16 protein-coding genes are annotated in these 18,427 nt (G+C 53.2%); 10 read left to right on the forward strand and 6 right to left on the reverse strand.

Annotated elements, in window-relative coordinates; genetic code table 11:
* Positions 1–40: 40 nt before the first annotated feature.
* The 5 genes from OCU43_RS00175 to def are packed head-to-tail and all read right to left on the reverse strand — an operon-like array spanning position 41 to position 5,689.
* Positions 41–1,489 carry a TrkH family potassium uptake protein gene (locus tag OCU43_RS00175; RefSeq protein WP_091354284.1) on the reverse strand — a complete coding sequence of 483 codons (1,449 nt, stop codon included), beginning with the start codon at positions 1,487–1,489 and terminating at the stop codon, positions 41–43.
* A gap of 13 nt (positions 1,490–1,502) precedes the next feature.
* The gene (gene trkA / locus OCU43_RS00180) at positions 1,503–2,879 is read right to left on the reverse strand and encodes a Trk system potassium transporter TrkA (RefSeq protein WP_091354287.1); all 1,377 of its coding nucleotides are present in this window, start codon (positions 2,877–2,879) and stop codon (positions 1,503–1,505) included.
* A 39-nt stretch (positions 2,880–2,918) separates the two neighbouring features.
* The gene (gene rsmB / locus OCU43_RS00185; protein ID WP_091354290.1) at positions 2,919–4,217 is read right to left on the reverse strand and encodes a 16S rRNA (cytosine(967)-C(5))-methyltransferase RsmB; all 1,299 of its coding nucleotides are present in this window, start codon (positions 4,215–4,217) and stop codon (positions 2,919–2,921) included.
* The gene (gene fmt / locus OCU43_RS00190) at positions 4,214–5,179 is read right to left on the reverse strand and encodes a methionyl-tRNA formyltransferase (protein WP_091354291.1); all 966 of its coding nucleotides are present in this window, start codon (positions 5,177–5,179) and stop codon (positions 4,214–4,216) included. Before fmt ends, rsmB begins: the two co-directional genes overlap by 4 nt.
* A gap of 3 nt (positions 5,180–5,182) precedes the next feature.
* Positions 5,183–5,689: a peptide deformylase gene (gene def / locus OCU43_RS00195; protein WP_091354294.1), complete on the reverse strand. Its 507-nt coding sequence runs from the start codon at positions 5,687–5,689 to the stop codon at positions 5,183–5,185.
* Between the two features lie 141 nt (positions 5,690–5,830).
* Between def and OCU43_RS00200 the strand changes: the two genes are divergently transcribed.
* The 9 genes from OCU43_RS00200 (at position 5,831) to OCU43_RS00240 (ending at position 15,392) form a co-directional block, all read left to right on the forward strand.
* Entirely contained in the window at positions 5,831–6,874 is a 1,044-nt protein-coding gene (locus OCU43_RS00200) for a LysM peptidoglycan-binding domain-containing protein (RefSeq protein WP_091354296.1), read from the forward strand.
* A gap of 38 nt (positions 6,875–6,912) precedes the next feature.
* Positions 6,913–8,028, forward strand: a complete 1,116-nt coding sequence (gene dprA / locus OCU43_RS00205; protein WP_091354299.1) for a DNA-processing protein DprA — start codon at positions 6,913–6,915, stop codon at positions 8,026–8,028.
* 127 nt (positions 8,029–8,155) lie between these two features.
* Positions 8,156–8,668: a 5-(carboxyamino)imidazole ribonucleotide mutase gene (gene purE, locus OCU43_RS00210; RefSeq protein ID WP_091354302.1), complete on the forward strand. Its 513-nt coding sequence runs from the start codon at positions 8,156–8,158 to the stop codon at positions 8,666–8,668.
* A gap of 5 nt (positions 8,669–8,673) precedes the next feature.
* Positions 8,674–9,231 carry an L-threonylcarbamoyladenylate synthase type 1 TsaC gene (tsaC, locus tag OCU43_RS00215; protein ID WP_091354305.1) on the forward strand — a complete coding sequence of 186 codons (558 nt, stop codon included), beginning with the start codon at positions 8,674–8,676 and terminating at the stop codon, positions 9,229–9,231.
* Between the two features lie 53 nt (positions 9,232–9,284).
* On the forward strand, positions 9,285–10,199 hold the full coding sequence (gene hemF, locus OCU43_RS00220; protein WP_091354307.1) for an oxygen-dependent coproporphyrinogen oxidase: 915 nt from the start codon (positions 9,285–9,287) through the stop codon (positions 10,197–10,199).
* 1 nt (position 10,200) lies between these two features.
* Positions 10,201–11,037 carry a shikimate dehydrogenase gene (gene aroE, locus OCU43_RS00225; RefSeq protein WP_091354309.1) on the forward strand — a complete coding sequence of 279 codons (837 nt, stop codon included), beginning with the start codon at positions 10,201–10,203 and terminating at the stop codon, positions 11,035–11,037.
* 84 nt (positions 11,038–11,121) lie between these two features.
* Positions 11,122–13,497: a Lon protease family protein gene (locus tag OCU43_RS00230; RefSeq protein ID WP_091354312.1), complete on the forward strand. Its 2,376-nt coding sequence runs from the start codon at positions 11,122–11,124 to the stop codon at positions 13,495–13,497.
* 297 nt (positions 13,498–13,794) lie between these two features.
* Positions 13,795–14,808: a hypothetical protein gene (locus OCU43_RS00235; RefSeq protein WP_091354315.1), complete on the forward strand. Its 1,014-nt coding sequence runs from the start codon at positions 13,795–13,797 to the stop codon at positions 14,806–14,808.
* A gap of 149 nt (positions 14,809–14,957) precedes the next feature.
* Positions 14,958–15,392, forward strand: a complete 435-nt coding sequence (locus tag OCU43_RS00240) for a hypothetical protein (protein ID WP_139203130.1) — start codon at positions 14,958–14,960, stop codon at positions 15,390–15,392.
* Positions 15,393–15,640: 248 nt separating this feature from the next.
* On the opposite strand, the gene OCU43_RS00245 is transcribed toward OCU43_RS00240, so the two are convergent.
* Positions 15,641–16,183: a gamma carbonic anhydrase family protein gene (locus tag OCU43_RS00245; protein WP_091354319.1), complete on the reverse strand. Its 543-nt coding sequence runs from the start codon at positions 16,181–16,183 to the stop codon at positions 15,641–15,643.
* Positions 16,184–16,309: 126 nt separating this feature from the next.
* On the opposite strand from OCU43_RS00245, the gene prlC reads away from it, so the two are divergent.
* On the forward strand, positions 16,310–18,343 hold the full coding sequence (gene prlC, locus OCU43_RS00250; protein WP_091354321.1) for an oligopeptidase A: 2,034 nt from the start codon (positions 16,310–16,312) through the stop codon (positions 18,341–18,343).
* Positions 18,344–18,427 lie beyond the last annotated feature (84 nt).

Raw genomic sequence — 18,427 nt, forward strand, 5'->3', positions numbered from 1 at the left:
GCCTGTAGAAAGAAAAAGGGCTTGCGCCCTTTTTTCTTTTTTAGCGTTTCCAGAACGAGGGCGTAAAGAGCACCAGCAAGGTGAATACTTCAAGGCGACCCAGCAACATGGCAAAGGTCAGTACCCATTTGGCGGTACTGTTCAGGTCGCCATAATGGGTTTCTACCTCGCCAAGACCCGGACCCAGGTTGTTGAGTGTCGCGCCCACTGCTGACCAGGCTGTTACCTGATCAAGACCGGTGCCCAGCAGAATGATCAGCATCAGAATAAAGACGATCAGATAGACAGAGAAAAAGCCCCAGACCGCTTCCAGAATCCGGTCTGAGATCGGTTCTCTGCCCAGCTTAACCGGGATGACTGCATTGGGGTGGATCAGGCGTTTTATCTCACGATGGCCCTGTTTCAGGATCAGCAGGACACGAATCACCTTCATGCCGCCACCGGTTGACCCCGCGCAGCCGCCGGCAAACGCCGCCACAAAGAGCAGGAATGGCAGCATTACCGGCCATTGGGCAAAGTCTGCTGTGGCGAAGCCGGTGGTCGTGGCGATTGAGACAACTTCAAAAATAGCCTTGCGGATTGATTCGACAGGCGCATAGGTTTCTGTCAGCGTCAGTACTACTGCTGACAGGCTGATGATACTGAAGAGAATTATCAGATAAAATTTGAACTCAGGGTCCTGGAAATAGTGACTGAATGTTCGCTGACGCCAGGCAAAAAAGTGCAGACCGAAATTGATGGCGGAGATTACCATAAAAAAGGTGCAGACCCCTTCGATCAGCGGGCTGTCAAAGTAACCGATGCTGGCATCGTGGGTGGAAAAACCGCCGATAGCGACCGTGGAGAAGCTGTGGCCGATGGCATCGAACGGCGTCATACCCGCAATCCAGTAACCCAGAGCACAGGCAATCGTAAGAGACAGATAGATATACCACAACGCCTTAGCGGTCTCAGTTATACGGGGGGTGAGTTTGCTGTCTTTTACCGGTCCGGGGGTTTCTGCGCGGTAAAGCTGCATGCCGCCGATACCGAGCATTGGCAGAATCGCCACCGCCAGTACGATGATTCCCATACCACCAAGCCACTGCAGCTGCTGGCGGTAGAACAGAATCGACTCTGGCAGAACGTCGATACCGGTCATAACCGTGGCGCCGGTAGTCGTCAGCCCCGACAGGGATTCAAAAACCGCATCAACGAAGGATAGTCCCGGGTCTTTGGATAGCATAAAGGGGATCGCCCCGAACAGCCCCAGCACGACCCAGAATAGCACGGTGATCAGAAAGCCATCCCGGGTTCTGAGATCTTCTCTGACCCGGTAAACCGGCGACCAGATAATAAATCCGGTCAGCAGTGTGATGGTGAAACCCGAAATAAAGGCCATATGGGTGCCGTCATGGTAGCCATATGAGATTGCCAGTGGCGGCAGCATGGTGATGCTGAAAATCATCAGCAGCAGGCCGAGAATCCGGAGTATTACCTTGTAATGCATTAATACTCTCCGATCAGAAGAAGCCCAGGCCTACCTGGAACAGACGCTCCACTTCACTGATTTTCCGTTTATCGACCAGGAACAGGATGACATGGTCGTCATTTTCCACAACGATATCGTCGTGCGCAATCAGCACCTCATCCTTGCGGACAATGGCGCCAATGGTTGTGCCGGCAGGCAGATCGATCTCTTCGATTGTTTTGCCGACCACTTTGGAGGTGCGCTTATCACCATGAGCGACCGCTTCAATAGCCTCGGCTGCGCCGCGACGCAGGGAGTGAACCGCAGCTACGTCGCCGCGGCGAACGTGGGTCAGCAGGCTGCCGATGGTGGTTTGCTGTGGTGAAATGGCGATGTCGATCACCCCGCCCTGCACCAGATCAACATACGCGGGGTTGTTGATCAGTGTCATCACGGTGCGGGCTCCCAGCCGCTTAGCCAGCATCGAAGCCATAATGTTGGCTTCATCATCATTGGTGAGGGCGCAGAAAACATCGGTGTCTTCAATGTTCTCTTCGAGCAGTAGTTCTTTATCCGATGCACTGCCCTGCAGGACGATGGTGTTATCCAGATTTTTTGCCAGGTTGTTGCAGCGGCGGATATCCCGCTCAATGATTTTAACCTGATACTTGCTCTCGATATTCTGTGCCAGTCGGGCGCCGATATTGCCGCCGCCGGCGATGATAACCCGCTTATAGGGACGGTCCAGTCGGCGCAGCTCGCTCATAACGGCGCGGATATCTTTCTTTGCGGCAATGAAGAAAACCTCATCGTCCGCTTCAATGACGGTATCCCCTTTGGGGATGATTGGCCGGTCTTTACGGAAAATGGCCGCTACCCGGGTATCAACAGCGGGCATGTGTGAGCGCAGGTAAGATATCTCCCGGCCTACCAGGGGGCCGCCGTAGTAGGCTTTAACGGCAACCAGCTGGGCAATGCCGTCGGCAAAATCAAGCACCTGCAGCGCTCCGGGGTGCTCGATCAGGCGGCGGATATGCTTGGTTACCAGCTCTTCCGGGCTGATCAGTACGTCGATAGGGATCGATTTATCGGTAAAGATCGCTTTGTCTTTCAGCAGATAGTCGTGCTCGCGCACCCGGGCGATCTTGGTTGGCGTGTTATACAGGCTCTGAGCGATCTGACAGGCGATCATATTGACTTCGTCACTGTTGGTGACGGCGATCAGCATGTCCGCATCACGGGCGCCGGCCTGTTCAAGAATCGATGGATGGGATGCCTTACCTTCCACTGTGCGGATATCGAGGCGATCCTGTAACTCTCTCAGGCGGCCAATATTGGTATCGACAATGGTGATATCGTTGGCTTCACTGGCCAGGTTTTCTGCCAGCGTGCCGCCCACCTGCCCCGCGCCAAGAATAATGATTTTCATATCTAATAACTCTCCGGTCAGCTGGCAGAACAGTCTGCTTCAGTTCTGATCCTTTAGCAATACCGCATAATAAAAGCCATCGTGTCCCTGCGGCTGAGGAAATAGCTGGCGGCCATAGGGTCGCTCAATGCCCCAGTTCGCCTCGATTGGGAGGTGGCATGCATCTGTTTGTGTCTTGAGAAACCGTTCAATGACCCGCTCATTCTCCTGAGGGAACACGGAGCAGGTAGCATAGACCAGCCGGCCGCCGGGTTTCAGCATCTGCCAGCAGTTATCTAATATAGCCAGCTGCAGCTCGGCAAGTGGCTTAATATCTTCATTTTGCCGCAGATGTTTGATGTCCGGGTTGCGCCGTATCACGCCCGCTGCAGAACAGGGGGCGTCTACCAGAATGCGGTCATACTCTGCGCCATCCCACCAGGTACGGGTAGCGGCATCGGCAATGATTACTTCCGCTGAGAGGTTCAGGCGGCTGAGGTTTTCCTCAATTCGATCTGCCCGGTTTGGCTCCAGCTCTATGGCGGTGACATGGCTGAGATCGGGTTGGTGTTCCAGAATATGGCATAGCTTGCCGCCCGGCGCAGCACAGGCGTCCAGTACCCGCTGGCCGGGTTGCAGATCCATTAGTCCGGCGCTTAGCTGTGCTGCTTCGTCCTGAACGCTGGCAAAACCGTAGGCAAACCCAGGGAGCAGGTTGACGTCCACCGGTGAGTCCAGCTGGATCGCTGTTGTTGAATAGGGGGTCGCTGAGGCGGCGATACCGGCATCCCGGAGCTGCTGAAGGTAGTTATCCCGTGAGGTTTTCTGCTGGTTGACCCGCAGCGTCATCGGCGGCTGCTGGCTATTCTGTTCGAGTACCGCCTGCCAGTGGTCCGGCCAGTTGTGTTGCAGTTTGGCGATCATCCACTGTGGGTGGTTGTAGTGAAACTCGGGCTGTTCGCTCAGTTGTTCAAACAGTGATCCCTGCTCTCTTTGCAGATTGCGCAACAGGGCGTTGAGCAGCCCTTTGGCCCACTCTTTATTCAGCTGGCTGGCGGCTTCAACGGTTTCGCTGATCGCGGCATGGGCGGGAACGCGCATCTCCAGCAGTTGGTAAAATCCCAGCAACACCAGGGCGTAAAGATCCTGATCCTGGGGTTTGAACGGTTTTTTCAGAAGCTGATTTGCGAGGCAGGATAGCCGCGGCAGAAAGCGCATGGTGCCATAACAGATCTGCTGTAACAGCGCCTGGTCGCTTTCCTGGCACTGCTGCAGGGCCCGGGGAAGTGCCGTGTTGAGTGACTCTTTGCGCCCGATAACCGGGCCCAGAGCGCGTGCTGCAATGGCGCGGATATTCATTTGGGGTGGCCCAGCTCCGTACCGTCACTAAACAGTTCCCGTTTGGAGTTCAGCACTGCGCTGCTGTCCATCGCTTTGCTGCCGGGAAGTTGTATTTTAAGCAGTCTGACCGCACCGCTGCCACAGGCGACAATAATCGCTTTTTTATCGGTGCCGATCACGGTGCCGGGTTTTGTAGCGTGCTGCTGATCGCTGGGTTCGGCGTACCAGACCCTGAGGGTTTCGCCGTTGAGCAGGGTAAAGGCAACCGGCCAGGGCGACAGTCCGCGGATCTGTCGGGCGATCTCAGTGGCGGGTTTGCTCCAGTCGATCTCCCCTTCCGCCTTTTCCAGCTTGTGGGCATAGCAGGCCAGGTTATCATCCTGAACTTCCCGTGGGATTGACTGGTCGGCAATGGCGGGCAGACTTTCCAACAGTGCTGCTGCACCGATGGCGGCCAGGCGGTCATGCAGCTCACCGCTGGTATCCGTGGGAGTGATCGGGCAGCGCTTCTTCAGCAGCATATCACCGGTGTCCAGCCCGGCATCCATCTGCATAATGGTGACACCGGTTTCGCTGTCACCTGCCAGCAGTGCGCGATGGATTGGTGCAGCACCGCGCCAGCGCGGCAGCAGTGAGGCATGGACGTTGATGCAGCCCAGCCGGGGCGCATCAAGCACCGCCTGGGGCAGCAGTAAGCCATAGGCCACCACCACCATCAGATCAGCATCCAGCGCGGCCAGTTGCTGGCGATCCTCTTGCTGCCTGAAGTTCAGTGGCTGATAGACCGGCAGGTCGTGTTCCAGAGCGACTGTTTTTACCGGGCTTGGTGTCAGTTTACGGCCGCGGCCTGCAGGCCTGTCAGGCTGGGTATAAACACCGATCACCTGATGGCCAGCGTCCAGTAGTGCGGCAAGGCTGGCGGCGGCAAAGTCCGGCGTTCCGGCAAACAGTATGCGCAGTTGTCTGGCGGTGTCTGACATGCTTCAGGCCTTTTGTTTGTGCAGTTTGTCCAGTTTGCTGCGGATGCGATTACGTTTCAGTGGTGACAGGTAATCGACAAACAGCTTGCCTTCCAGGTGATCGATTTCGTGTTGAATACAGACGGCCAGCAGATCATCTGCTTCCAGAGTGTACTCTTCGCCGAACTCATTCTGAGCGGTGAGGCGGATTTTGTTGGGCCGCTCAACGTCTTCATAGAACCCTGGAACGGAGAGGCAGCCCTCCTGCATCCGCTCTGTTTCATCAGCAAGAACCTCAATCTGGGGATTAATAACCACCAGAGGGCTATTTTTCTCTTCAGAGGTATCGATAGTGATGATACGCTGGTGCACATTGATCTGCGTTGCGGCCAGGCCGATGCCGGGAGCGTCATACATGGTTTCAAACATGTCTTTGACCAGCTGGCGCAGCTCATCGTTAAATTCGGTAACCGGCTCAGCAATTGTGCGCAGGCGTGGATCTGGAAATTCAAGTATTGGAAGTAATGACATGGCTGCTTGAGAAAGAAAAGGTTGAAAAAAATGAGCGCTAGAATCAATAATCTTCCCATTATACTGATATAGATACACAATGTATTGCCGATACTGTTATAGACTCTCAAAAACATGGCGGTCTGAGACAAGGATTAGAAGATGAAACAACTGGTAACAGGTTTTCTGGGCGCTTTGGCGGTATGTATTGCATTAGTAATGCCGGCGCAGGCCGATGTTCGCAAAGATACCCTGGCGTTGAAAGAAAACCATCCGAAAACGTATGTAGTGGTTAAAGGTGATACGCTGTGGGATATCTCCGGGATGTTCCTGCAATCGCCATGGAAGTGGCCTCAGTTGTGGGGATACAACCAGCAGATTGATAACCCCCATCTGATCTACCCGGGTGATGTACTGACTCTGAAGTGGGTTGATGGTCAGCCACGTCTGGTGCTGAATGACGGTATTCTGCGTCTGAGCCCGAAAGCGAAAGTGACCTCGCTGAAGGATGCGATCCCGGCGATTCCTCTGAAAGATATTATCAGCTTCCTGGCGGACAACATTGTTATGGACAGTGATGAACTGACCGCCTCCCCCTATATCGTGGGCGGCACCGCAAACCGGATTGTTGCCGGTGCCGGTGACCGGGTTTATGCGCGGGGCACGCTGGTGGGAGATTATTCGCGGCAGAATATCTATCGTCCTGCCAAAGAGTATATCGATCCGGTCACCCAGGAACATCTGGGCTACGAGCTGTTTAAAATTGGCGATGCGGTAGTGGATAGCAAGAAAGGGGATATTATCACTCTGGACCTGCGTAAAACCCGGGAAGAGGTGTCTGCCCTGGACCGTGTATACCCCAGCCCTAAAGAAGCTATTCAGTCTGTCTTCTATCCCAGTGCCCCAGACAGCGTGATCAACGGTCGAATTCTCTCAGTACTGCGCGGCGTGCGTCAGGCTGGACAGTATGATGTTGTTTCCATCAATCAGGGTGCACGTGAAGGGTTAAAACCGGGCCATGTGCTGACAATTTACCGCGCCGGTGAAATGCTCAAAGATCCGGTGACTAAAGAGCTGATCACTCTGCCGTCTGAAAAGTCGGGCCTGATGATGATCTTCAAGGCGTATGAAAAGGTCAGTTATGCGCTGATCCTGAAAGCTACCGATGTTGTTGCTATCGGTGATGAGGTTCATACGCCCGAGTAACACCGGCTGTTAAACATGAAGATGGACAAGGAGTGTCCATGGAAAACTATTTCAGGGAATGGATAGCACTGTCAGAACTGCCCGGAATGGGGCCGGGTGTTCTGCTCAGGCTGGCAGCGCAGAAAGGCTTTGAGCCTGTTGCCCTGCTGGAACTGAATGCTTCACAGCGTGAGGCGCTCAGTCTGCCTGCTCAGACAATTCGTCATATCCATGCTTTTCAGGCAGGCCAGTGGCCTGACAGCGACTATCTTGAAACGGTTCAGCACTGGCTGCAATCGCCTTCGAATCACCTGATATCATTCACCTCGGATCTATATCCATCTTTATTAAAGCAGATATCAGACCCTCCCCTGTTGTTGTATATCAGTGGCGATCCCGAGCTGTTGCATCTGCCTCAGCTGGCTATTGTCGGTAGCCGTTCAGCCAGCCGCACTGGTGTGTCGCTGAGCCGGTCCTTCGCCAGCGACCTGACACGGGCCGGAATTACCATTACCAGTGGGCTTGCCAGGGGTGTTGATGGCGCGGCGCATATGGCTGCTGTTGCGCTGTCAAAGCCCACTGTGGCAGTGCTGGGGTCCGGGTTGTTGAATATCTATCCCCGTCAGCATCAGCGTCTGGCTGATGATATTGTCTTGCAGGGCGGCGCGCTGGTGTCAGAATACCCGCTAAGAATGGCGCCGCTACCCCATAACTTTCCCCGCCGTAACCGGATTATCAGTGGCCTGAGTGCCGGGGTGCTGGTGGTTGAAGCGGCCCGGCGCAGTGGTTCGTTAATTACTGCGCGTCTGGCGCTGGAGCAGGGGCGGGAGGTGTTCGCCCTGCCCGGAGCACTGAACAACCCTCAGAGCCATGGATGTCACGATCTGATTCGTGAAGGGGCGATGCTGATCGAAACCAGTGCGCAGATAATCGAGCCCTTAGCCAGTCTGCTGGGCAGTTATTGCCACGATGAAAAGCGCACCATGCCGGAGTCCATTAAGCTGACGGACGTCGAAGCCCGGCTGCTGGAACAGATCGGTTATGAGCTGGTGACGCTGGAGCAACTGATCGGCATAACAGGGCTGGATGCCGCAGAATTGTTGCCGCAGCTGGTGGCGATGGAGCTGTCGGGCTATATTGAAAACACCCCGGATGGTTATCAGCGACTGATCTGAAAAAAGATTGATCTGTTTAGTGTTCCGGGACGTAAAAAACCCGCTATTTTGCGTGGTTGAATGTTGTACAGTTTTAGAGTAATTTGCCACGTTTTCCCGAATAACTTCACGACTTTTGAAGGAAATCATGACTAAACCATTTGTTGCTATTCTGATGGGTTCCGACTCTGACCTGCCGATTATGAAGGCTGCCGTTGACGTTCTTCGTTCTCTCGAAGTTCCGTTTGAGATGAAAGTAAGTTCTGCGCACCGTACACCGGTACAGACACATGAGTATGTTAAAGATGCTGATCAGCGTGGCGCAGTAGCATTCATCTGTGCAGCGGGTATGGCGGCTCACCTGGCGGGTGCGGTTGCAGCCAACACCACTAAGCCGGTGATTGGTGTACCGATTGAGTCCTCTCTGGACGGCCTGGACGCCCTGCTCTCTACCGTACAGATGCCAGGTGGCATTCCGGTAGCGACCGTTGCCATCGGTAAAGCGGGCGCTAAAAATGCTGCTTACCTGGCGTGCCAGATCGTTGCTGTGCAGGATGCAGAGCTGGCGGAGCGGATCAAGGCTGAGCGTCAGGCGAATACCGATGCGGTTGTTGCGAAAGATAAAGCGCTGCAGGAACGACTGGCCAACGGCGAAATCTGATCGCTATGGGCTGGTGGCATATTCGTCAGGCAGCCAGGGCGATGCACCATGGTGGTGTTATCGCCTACCCTACCGAAGCTGTTTGGGGGCTCGGCTGCGACCCCTTCAATGAAACAGCGGTATACCGTCTGTTGGCCATCAAGCGTCGTCCGGTTCATAAAGGGTTGATTCTGGTGGCATCTTCAGTGCAACAGGTGAAACCACTACTGGACAATCTTGCGCTAAAAGACCGGCAGCGCGTCGAGGCTTCATGGCCAGGTCCCGTCACATGGATTTTACCTGATCCTGATAATCTTATACCCTACTGGATTAAAGGAAATCACGCTTCAGTCGCCGTGAGAGTAAGTGATCACTATCAGGTGAAGAATCTTTGTGATGAGTTTGGGTCGATGATTGTATCTACCTCGGCAAATTACTCAGATAAAGATGCTGCAAGGGATAAATTGAAAGTGAATATTCACTTCAAGGATAAAGTGGATGCTATCGTGCCCGGTGAGCTTGGTGCTCTGAGCCGGCCAACGACAATTTATCGACTGGACAGTGATACGCCGGTACGAAGTTAAACAGAGCCGCGGTTGGTAGAAACTAACAGCGCTTCAACCACAGAGGTAAGAGAATGTCAGCACCGGACATTAATGCGGTAAAAGAATATCTGCTGGGCCTGCAGGACAGTGTCTGTGCTCAACTGGAGCAGGTCGATGGGCTGGCAACTTTTGTCGAGGATAGCTGGCAGCGGGAGGCCGGTGGCGGAGGTCGTACCCGGGTGCTGGCGGAAGGCGCAGTGATCGAAAAAGGCGGGGTCAACTTTTCCCATGTGTTCGGCGATAAGCTGCCGGGCTCGGCCACGGCACATCGTCCGGAACTGGCGGGTCGCACCTTTCAGGCGATGGGGGTGTCGCTGGTTATCCACCCGCACAACCCCTATGTGCCGACCTCCCATGCCAACGTTCGTTTCTTTATCGCAGAAAAAGAGGGTGAAGAGCCGGTCTGGTGGTTTGGCGGTGGTTTCGATCTGACCCCCTATTACGGCGATAAAGAGGACTGCCGCGCCTGGCATCAGGCGGCGAAAGAGGCTTGTGATCCGTTTGGTGCCGATGTTTATTCCCGCTACAAAGCCTGGTGCGATGACTATTTCTACCTTAAACACCGGGATGAACCCCGGGGTATTGGTGGTTTGTTTTTCGACGATCTCAATGAGCCGGACTTTGATACCTGCTTTGCACTGATGCGCTCGATTGGCGACGCCTATGCCCCTGCGTATTGCCCCATCGTCGAGAAACGTAAAAATACCCCCTATGGTGAGCGTCAGCGTGATTTCCAGCTGCACCGCCGGGGGCGGTATGTCGAGTTCAACCTGGTGTTTGACCGGGGCACGTTGTTTGGTCTGCAGTCTGGAGGGCGTACCGAGTCGATTCTGATGTCGCTGCCACCGGAAGTTCGCTGGGGCTATGACTGGAAACCGGAAGCCGGTTCAGAAGAGGCGGAGCTGTATGAGCACTTCCTGAAACCTCAGAACTGGCTGGAGGGCTGAGATGACCGATCGTTACGCCGTGTTTGGTAACCCGATCAAGCACTCCAAATCACCGCTGATCCATACCGCGTTTGCCCAGCAGACGCGGCAGGACCTTGAGTACACCTCAGTACTGGTGCCGGAGGATGGTTTTAATGAGGCTGTGGATAACTTTCTCGCCGTTGAGGGAGAGGGTAAAGGCCTGAACATCACCGTGCCGTTCAAGGTTGAGGCATGGCAGAAAGCGGAGTGTCACTCCGACCGGGCCAGGATGGCCGGGGCGGTTAACACCCTCTACCGTAATCAGACCGGTCAGTTGTGTGGCGATAATACCGATGGTCTTGGGCTGGTCGCCGATATCACCCGCAACAATGACGGTGAGATCGCTGGCAAAGATCTGCTGATTCTCGGCGCCGGTGGTGCCGTGCGCGGCGTGCTGGAACCGATTCTGGCGTTGCACCCTGCCCGGCTGGTCATCGCTAACCGCACCGTTGCTAAAGCCGAACAGCTGGCACAGTTGTTTGCTGATCATGGGGCTATCGAAGCCTGTAGTTACGACCAGTTAAACGGTCAGCAATTTGATCTGGTGATCAATGGCACCGCCGCCAGTCTGCAGGGTGAAGTCCCTCCCCTCCCCGACGATCTGCTGCGCCCTGGGGCCTGGTGCTACGATATGATGTATGCGGCAGAAGTGACTCCGTTCAACCGCTGGGCTGCCGCCCATGGTGCAGAGAAAACCCTTGATGGCCTGGGCATGCTGGTTGAACAGGCCGCTGAGTCATTTGCTATCTGGCGCGGAATCCGCCCCGATACATCCGAACTAATTCAAGAGCTTAGGCATCAGTTACTGGCTCAGTAAGCAGCACTAAAATCGTTCCTTGCGTGGAGTTTCGACTCGGGTTATAACAGGAGGGGTCAACTCCAGTCGCAGGAATGATCCGTTATGGAAAAAGAGACCCAGCTCTCCCCCGATCAGCTTTACCGTCACTGCAACACCGAGTTGCTGCCTTTCAAAACCACCGAAACACTAGAGCCCTATGCCGGTTTCTTTGGCCAGGAACGCGCCGTCGAAGCGATGGAGTTCGGTATCGGTATGAAGCGCCCTGGCTACAACATGTTCGTTATGGGCAACCCCCACACCGGACGTTTCTCGTTCGCCATCGAGAGCATCCGTTCAAAAGCCAAAAAAGAGCTGAAGAAGACCAGCGACTGGTGTTATCTGAACAATCTGGAAGAGACCCGCAGCCCTATTGTGATTCAGTTGCCGTCGGGCAAAGGCTGGGTGTTCAAGCGGGATATCAAACATCTGATAGAGGGGATTCTCACGGAACTGCCGGCCGCGTTTGAAAGCCCGGCCTATCAGCGCAAGAAGAGTAAGGTGGAACGGGATTTTAACCGCCTTTACGATCAGGCGATTGAGAAAGTGGATAGTCTGGCGCGGGAGCACAGCATCGCCGTCTACCGCGATGCAGGCAGCATCGGCTTTACCCCGGTGGCGGAAGGCCAGGGGATGGATGAGGCGGCTTTTTCCCAGCTGCCAGAAGAGATTCGCGACGAGTTCACCCGTAATATTGCCAAGCTGGAAGAATACCTCAATGAAGAGCTGGCCAGCATGCCCAAGTGGCGCCGGGAAGCAGGCGATAAGATGAAAGTGCTGGACCGGGAAACCGCCCGCAATGCGGTGGCTCCCCTGATTCAGCCACTGCGGGAGAAATACCATAACTTTTCCGGCGTGCCCGATTATCTCGGTCAGCTGGAGTCCAACCTGGTTAAAAACGCCCTCGATATTATTGAAGACGATAAGCCCAACGAAGCGCGCACCGATCTGGCCCGCCGGCAATATATGGAGAACACCTTTGGCGTCAATATGCTGGTGGATAACCAGAAAACCAAGGGCGCTCCGGTGGTGTTTGAAACCCACCCCACCTATGACAACCTGTTTGGCCGCATCGAATACAACTCGGAGATGGGGGCCCTGAGCACCAACTTTCAACTGATCCGCTCCGGTGCGCTACACCGGGCGAATGGTGGTTATCTGGTGCTGGAATCAGAGAAACTGCTGGAGCAACCCTTTGTCTACGGTGCCCTGAAACGCGCGCTGAAATCCCATGAGATCCGCATCGAAAACCCGATGTCAGAGATGACCGGCATGGGCACCATCACCCTGGCGCCACAATCGATCCCGCTGAATGTCAAAGTGGTGCTGATCGGTACCCGTGAAACCTACTATCTGCTACAGGAACTGGATCACGATTTTGAGAAGATGTTCCGGGTAGTGGTGGATTTTGATGAGGATGTAAAACGGGAACCTGCCACCATCCGTAGCTATGCCCGGCTGATGAAAACCCTGGCCGATGAAGAGGGCCTGGCGCCGCTGAACCGTCAGGCCGTAGCCCGGCTGGTGGAGCACAGCTCACGCCTGACTGAGGATCAGGAACTGCTATCGGCCCATGTCGGCGAGCTGGTCGACCTGCTCTGCGAAGCGGACTACAAACGGATTCGCAACCGTGACGAGATCATCAACGATCAGCATGTGGAGATGGCGTTACAGGCCAAAGAGCGTCGCACCAGCCGCATCTCCTCCAAGATCCTCGACAGTATTCTCAATGAAACCGTCCTGATCGATACCGACGGCGAAGCCTCCGGCCGCACCAATGGCCTGACCGTGCTGGGTGTAGGTGATGTCTCTTTTGGTTTCCCGGCGCGCATTACCGTCACCGTACATCCCGGCAACCGGGGTATTGTCGATATTGAGCGCGAAGTCACCCTGGGGCAGCCGATTCACTCCAAAGGGGTGCTGATCCTGTCCGGTTATCTGGGGCATAAATACGCCAAAGACTTCCCTCTCACCCTGTCCGCCAGCATTGCGCTGGAGCAATCCTACGGCTATGTCGACGGCGACAGCGCCTCAATGGCGGAAGTGTGCACCCTGATCTCGGCACTGACCGATATCCCGATTAAACAGCAGTACGCCATCACCGGTTCCATCAACCAGTATGGCGAAGTGCAGGCGATTGGCGGGGTCAACGAAAAGATCGAAGGCTTCTTCAACCTCTGTCAAACCCGCGGCCTCACCGGCACCCAGGGGGTGATCATCCCCAAAGCCAATATCCGTAACCTGATGCTGAAACGTGAAGTAGTGGATGCCGTGGCTGAGGGACAGTTCAGTATCTACGCCGTCGCCACCGTCGACCAGTGTCTGGAACTGCTGATGGGCCGCAAAGCGGGCCAGCTGAAGGAAGATGGCACCTTTACCCAAAGGTCGGTGAATGCGGCGGTGGTGAAGCGGCTGCGGGAGATCGCCAAAGCTAAGGCTTAACCGCGAAGCGGTTAGCCTTAGCTTTAGACCGCCGCTACGCGGCTAGCTGGAACGCGCTGCGCGCTTGCTAGCTAGGGGCTAGAAAAGACGTAGCTCGTGGCTCGGAAAAGCAAAGAAAGAGCTGCGGGTAAGTTGATTTAACGCTTTGATATAAGTAAAAGTAATTAAAGGGCTGGTTTTTTATCCCCTTCGCTATCGAGCGGTGATCTAGCTACTTTTATTAAATCAATAGGGTCAGAGTGTTTTATTCGATTACTGGAATGATTTACCAATAAAATTTTACTCAAGGAGGAGTTTGTGAGAAAAGAACGATATTTTCATATAGCGAGTGCGTGGGGTCTATATCTTTCGCTTTTAGTATCACTATCACTTTATATACTAGGTAGTTTTTATTATGCGATAAAGGGCACTTCTATTGATGGGGTTCTTGATTTTTTTCATCTATTTAAGCTGGTTTTCATTGCCTTACTTGGGGTTGTTCTAGTTGCCAGAGCCGCTAACGTTTTTAGATATAGAGATTTTTATCTATACTATTATATGGTACGTTATCTTGATTTTATTGGATGGATTGTTGTTGTTCTAACGGCGGCCATATTGCTTATTTTTTCAATTGAGTTTATTCCGTTTTCATATGTGTATATTGGTATTTATAAATATTTGCCTGTTGAAAAGCTAATCGTCCTCGTTTCTCTGTCTGACCTGGTGTTATCAGTGTTCCATAACAAGGGTGATAAAATAGACGTATCTCTGCTTTGCCAAAATAAGTCTAAGCTTGGTAAATATATATCTGAAAGAAGAAAGTTGTTTTTGATATCTTTATTAACAATACCATTTTTAATGGATTCAATTACATATGTAAAAGATGACTATGTGGTTATTTCTGGCAGTACAGGTGATAGTCAGCTTCAGTTCGTAAGCGAAGGTCCTTTGGCTTTTAAAATTCCATACTTTCAGAGATTCAGCTACTTCTTTACAGGGAAATCAACGAGTAAAGCCCATATAATAACATCTGATGCTCATATAATTGTTGAATATAGCTTTGTTCCTGATGTTAATATAAGTAAACTTTGTGCCGGGTATGACAGGTATGGAATTTGTAACCAGTTAATTCTATCAAATAGAATTAACGACTTATATTCGCCAATATTGAAAAGAGATCTTTCTAGGGGTGATTTTTATACAGAGGAGTTGATTAAGGAAAATTTTCTGTTATTCAATCAATTCGATGACGTTAATGCCATGATGTATGCAAAGGATGATAAGTGGTATAAAAAACTCACTGTTGAAAAGGTTGAAATAATAAAGAAATAATTAGATGTTAAATAATGGGGTGGTGGGAAAGGAAACAGATATCTCTGGTTTTTCTTTGCCTGAAAAAGTAAACGCTTGACTTAAAACAATCTATGGTTTTTTCAGCTAAGTGCTACAGGCGTGATGACTTCACATTGAGGTATATTGTTATGAATTATAGGGTAATACTACTAGCTACTATTTTATTTACTTCAAGCTATAGCTTTGCTGGGTTTAGTAGCTACGAAAGCTTCAGTAGTAACGGTGGAGTAGTTGCCCCGATCATGCTCAACGAGCAAGGCCTTTTTAACTTAGCGGTATCAGTCCAATTTATCAGAGAGCCATACGAAAAAGCGCCCTATGAGTCCGATGAATACCACTCATTGATTTCAAGGCTAAGTGTGGAGTGGCAAGGCATAGTTATTCAGAATATTCTTGATATTCCGTCAATAGAGCCAGCAGGTCTCAGTGATTTAAAGAAGACGATTGAGTCCGCTATAGATAAGTTAATAAAAGAGACTAAACCAAAATATGGTATTAAAGATTCCACAGAGGTCGTGTACACAGTAGATAGTTTTTATCTCACTGAAGTGGCCCGAAAATAAAGTAATTACTCGACCCTGAGTGCTCAATCCGATTTCTGGAAGTGATGGTGGCTCTTATGCCATGAATCTCAGCAGCACTAAAGCCGCCACCTCGCTCTTGCTTTTTCGAGCAAGTAAAACGAAGTTTTACGTCGAGCAACGAGCCACGGCTTTTCCTTTTTCTAACAAGGAAACGAAGTTTCCGTCTAGCCACTAGCTAGCCGCGAAGCGGCGATCTAGCCACTTCCCTTTGCGAAGCGGCGATCTAGCTATTCGCCGTACCCTTCGGCCATATGCTTATCCTTGAGCTTCACATAATTCCCCGCCGTATAGGTAAAGAAATCCATCTCTTTCTCCGTTAGCGCCCTCACCTCTTTGACCGGGCGGCCGACGTAGAGGTGGCCGCTTTTCAAAACTTTTCCCGGGGGCACCAGGCTGCCGGCGCCGATGATCACATCGTCTTCTACCACCGCGCCATCCATCACCATGGCACCCATACCGACGAGTATACGGCTGCCGAGGGTGCAGCCATGCAGCATCGCCTGGTGGCCGATAGTGACGTCATCGCCGATGGTCAGCGGGAAGCCGTCGGGGTTGAAGGGGCCTGCATGGGTGATATGCAATACCGAGCCATCCTGAACGCTGGTGCGGTTGCCGATGCGGATATGGTGCATATCGCCGCGGATCACGGTTAATGGCCACACTGAGACATCATCGCCCAGTTCCACATCGCCGATGACCACGGCGGTGGGGTCGATAAAGGTTGCGTTGCCCAGTTTTGGTGTGATGCCCTGATAGCTGCGGATGGTCATATCGTTTCCTGGTCTGATACTTTGTTGAAGAGTCTATAATAAACTCTGCCATGCGATTGAAAACAGTACGGGGTTACCCCATTTAGTAAATAGTATTGTTATTTATATCCCGGTTCAGGAGTTTTCATGTCTAATCCATTGCTGCAAGACCATCTGCTGCCCCCCTTTTCTGAAATTAAACCTGAACAGGTCGAGCCCGCCATCGACCAGTTGCTGGCGGAGTGTCGCGCTGTGGTTGAGCGGGTGCTGAATGGCAACGAGACGCCTGACTGGAACAATCTGGTGGTGCCACTGGAGCAGAGCCACGACCGTCTGGCGAAGGCCTGGTCGCCGGTGTCCCATATGAACTCGGTGGTCAACAGCGATGAGATGCGTGACGCCTACAATGCCTGTCTGCCGAAACTGTCGCAGTTCTGGACCGAGATGGGGCAGCATCAGGGGTTGTTTGAGGCCTATGAGAAACTTGCCAGCAGCGAGGCCTACAACGATCTGGACGAGGCGCAACGCAAGGTGATCGATAATACCCTGCGGGATTTCCGCCTGTCGGGTATCGCCCTGGCTGATGCAGATAAGAAACGCTATGGCGAACTGCAGCAGAAGCTGTCAGAGCTGACCACGAAGTTTTCTGAAAATGTGATGGATGCCACCGATGGCTGGAGCAAGCTGATCACCGATGAAGCGGAGCTGGCCGGATTGCCTCAGAGCGCGCTGGCGGCGGCTAAGCAGCTGGCGCAAGCGAAAGGTGAAGAGGGCTGGCTGGTGACGCTGGACTTCCCCTCCTATTTTGCGGTGATCACCTATGCGGACAACCGTGAGTTGCGTCGTGAGCTGTATGAAGCCTTTGCTACCCGGGCCTCCGATCAGGGACCGCACGCCGGTCAGTGGGACAACAGCGCGATCATGACTGAGATCCTGACGTTGCGGGCTGAACTGGCACAGTTGCTGGGCTTTGAGAACTATGCCGCCTACAGTCTGGCGACCAAGATGGCAGAAACCCCGGAACAGGTGGTGAGCTTCCTCAACGATCTGGCTGGCATGAGCCGTCCGCAGGCGGAAAAGGAGTATCAGGAGCTACAGGACTTCGCACTGGAAGAGTTCAGTGAGCCGCAGCTTGAGTCATGGGATATCGCTTACTACAGCGAGAAGCTGAAACAGGCCCGTTATGCGATCTCTCAGGAGGAACTGCGCCCCTATTTCCCGATGGCGAAGGTGCTTGATGGGATGTTCAGAATCACCGGCAAGCTGTTTGCCATCGAGATTGAAGAGGTGACTGAGTTTGACCGCTGGCATAAAGATGCCCGGCTGTTCAATGTCAGTCGTGATGGTGAACTGATCGCCCGCTTCTTCCTCGACCCCTATGCCCGGGCGAAAAAACGCGGTGGCGCCTGGATGGATGACTGTCGGGTGCGGCGTATCGATAACGGCGTGTTGCAGCTGCCAGTGGCTTACCTGGTGTGTAACTTTAACCCCCCGGTGGGTGATAAACCGGCGCTGCTGACCCATAACGAAGTGACGACACTGTTCCACGAGTTTGGTCACGGATTGCACCATATGCTGACCCGGATCGAGTATGCGGATGTCAGCGGTATTAATGGGGTTGCCTGGGATGCCGTGGAACTGCCCAGCCAGTTCCTGGAAAACTGGTGTTATGAAGCGGAAGCGCTGGCGCTGATCTCGGGTCACTATGAAACGGGTGAAACCCTGCCTCTGGAACTGCTGGAAAAGATGCAGGCGGCGAAAAACTTCCAGTCCGGCATGATGATGGTGCGCCAACTGGAACTGTCGTTGTTCGATTTTCAGCTGCACCGGGAATATAAACCCGGCGTGACCCATGTTCAGGCGGTGCTGGACCGGATTCGCAGTGAGGTTGCGGTGATTACGCCGCCGGCGTTTAATCGCTTTCAGCACAGCTTCAGTCATATCTTTGCCGGCGGCTATGCGGCTGGGTATTACAGCTATAAGTGGGCCGAGGTGCTCTCTGCCGATGCCTTCTCACGCTTTGAAGAGGAGGGTGTATTCAATACCGACACCGGCCGCTCCTTCCGCGAGAATATTCTCGAGATGGGCGGTTCCAAAGAGCCGATGGAGTTGTTTGTTGCCTTCCGGGGGCGTGAGCCCAGCGTCGAAGCGTTGCTGCGTCATTCCGGTATTACTGCCTAGGCCAACAGGCGCATTTCTGGGGTATAATTCTGCAGGCACCGAGGCTCTGGTCTCTTTGCCTGTTTTTAACGTCAACGGTTGAAA

The sequence above is a fragment of the Amphritea atlantica genome (assembly GCF_024347255.1).
Taxonomy (GTDB): Bacteria; Pseudomonadota; Gammaproteobacteria; order Pseudomonadales; family Balneatricaceae; genus Amphritea; species Amphritea atlantica.

Bases quoted from the DNA above. Each gene is read 5' to 3' on its own strand.
- OCU43_RS00175 (WP_091354284.1), bottom strand. From the start codon at position 1,489: ATGCATTACAAGGTAATACTCCGGATTCTCGGCCTGCTGCTGATGATT.
- trkA (WP_091354287.1), bottom strand. From the start codon at position 2,879: ATGAAAATCATTATTCTTGGCGCGGGGCAGGTGGGCGGCACGCTGGCA.
- rsmB (WP_091354290.1), bottom strand. From the start codon at position 4,217: ATGAATATCCGCGCCATTGCAGCACGCGCTCTGGGCCCGGTTATCGGG.
- fmt (WP_091354291.1), bottom strand. From the start codon at position 5,179: ATGTCAGACACCGCCAGACAACTGCGCATACTGTTTGCCGGAACGCCG.
- def (WP_091354294.1), bottom strand. From the start codon at position 5,689: ATGTCATTACTTCCAATACTTGAATTTCCAGATCCACGCCTGCGCACA.
- OCU43_RS00200 (WP_091354296.1), top strand. From the start codon at position 5,831: ATGAAACAACTGGTAACAGGTTTTCTGGGCGCTTTGGCGGTATGTATT.
- dprA (WP_091354299.1), top strand. From the start codon at position 6,913: ATGGAAAACTATTTCAGGGAATGGATAGCACTGTCAGAACTGCCCGGA.
- purE (WP_091354302.1), top strand. From the start codon at position 8,156: ATGACTAAACCATTTGTTGCTATTCTGATGGGTTCCGACTCTGACCTG.
- tsaC (WP_091354305.1), top strand. From the start codon at position 8,674: ATGGGCTGGTGGCATATTCGTCAGGCAGCCAGGGCGATGCACCATGGT.
- hemF (WP_091354307.1), top strand. From the start codon at position 9,285: ATGTCAGCACCGGACATTAATGCGGTAAAAGAATATCTGCTGGGCCTG.
- aroE (WP_091354309.1), top strand. From the start codon at position 10,201: ATGACCGATCGTTACGCCGTGTTTGGTAACCCGATCAAGCACTCCAAA.
- OCU43_RS00230 (WP_091354312.1), top strand. From the start codon at position 11,122: ATGGAAAAAGAGACCCAGCTCTCCCCCGATCAGCTTTACCGTCACTGC.
- OCU43_RS00240 (WP_139203130.1), top strand. From the start codon at position 14,958: ATGAATTATAGGGTAATACTACTAGCTACTATTTTATTTACTTCAAGC.
- OCU43_RS00245 (WP_091354319.1), bottom strand. From the start codon at position 16,183: ATGACCATCCGCAGCTATCAGGGCATCACACCAAAACTGGGCAACGCA.
- prlC (WP_091354321.1), top strand. From the start codon at position 16,310: ATGTCTAATCCATTGCTGCAAGACCATCTGCTGCCCCCCTTTTCTGAA.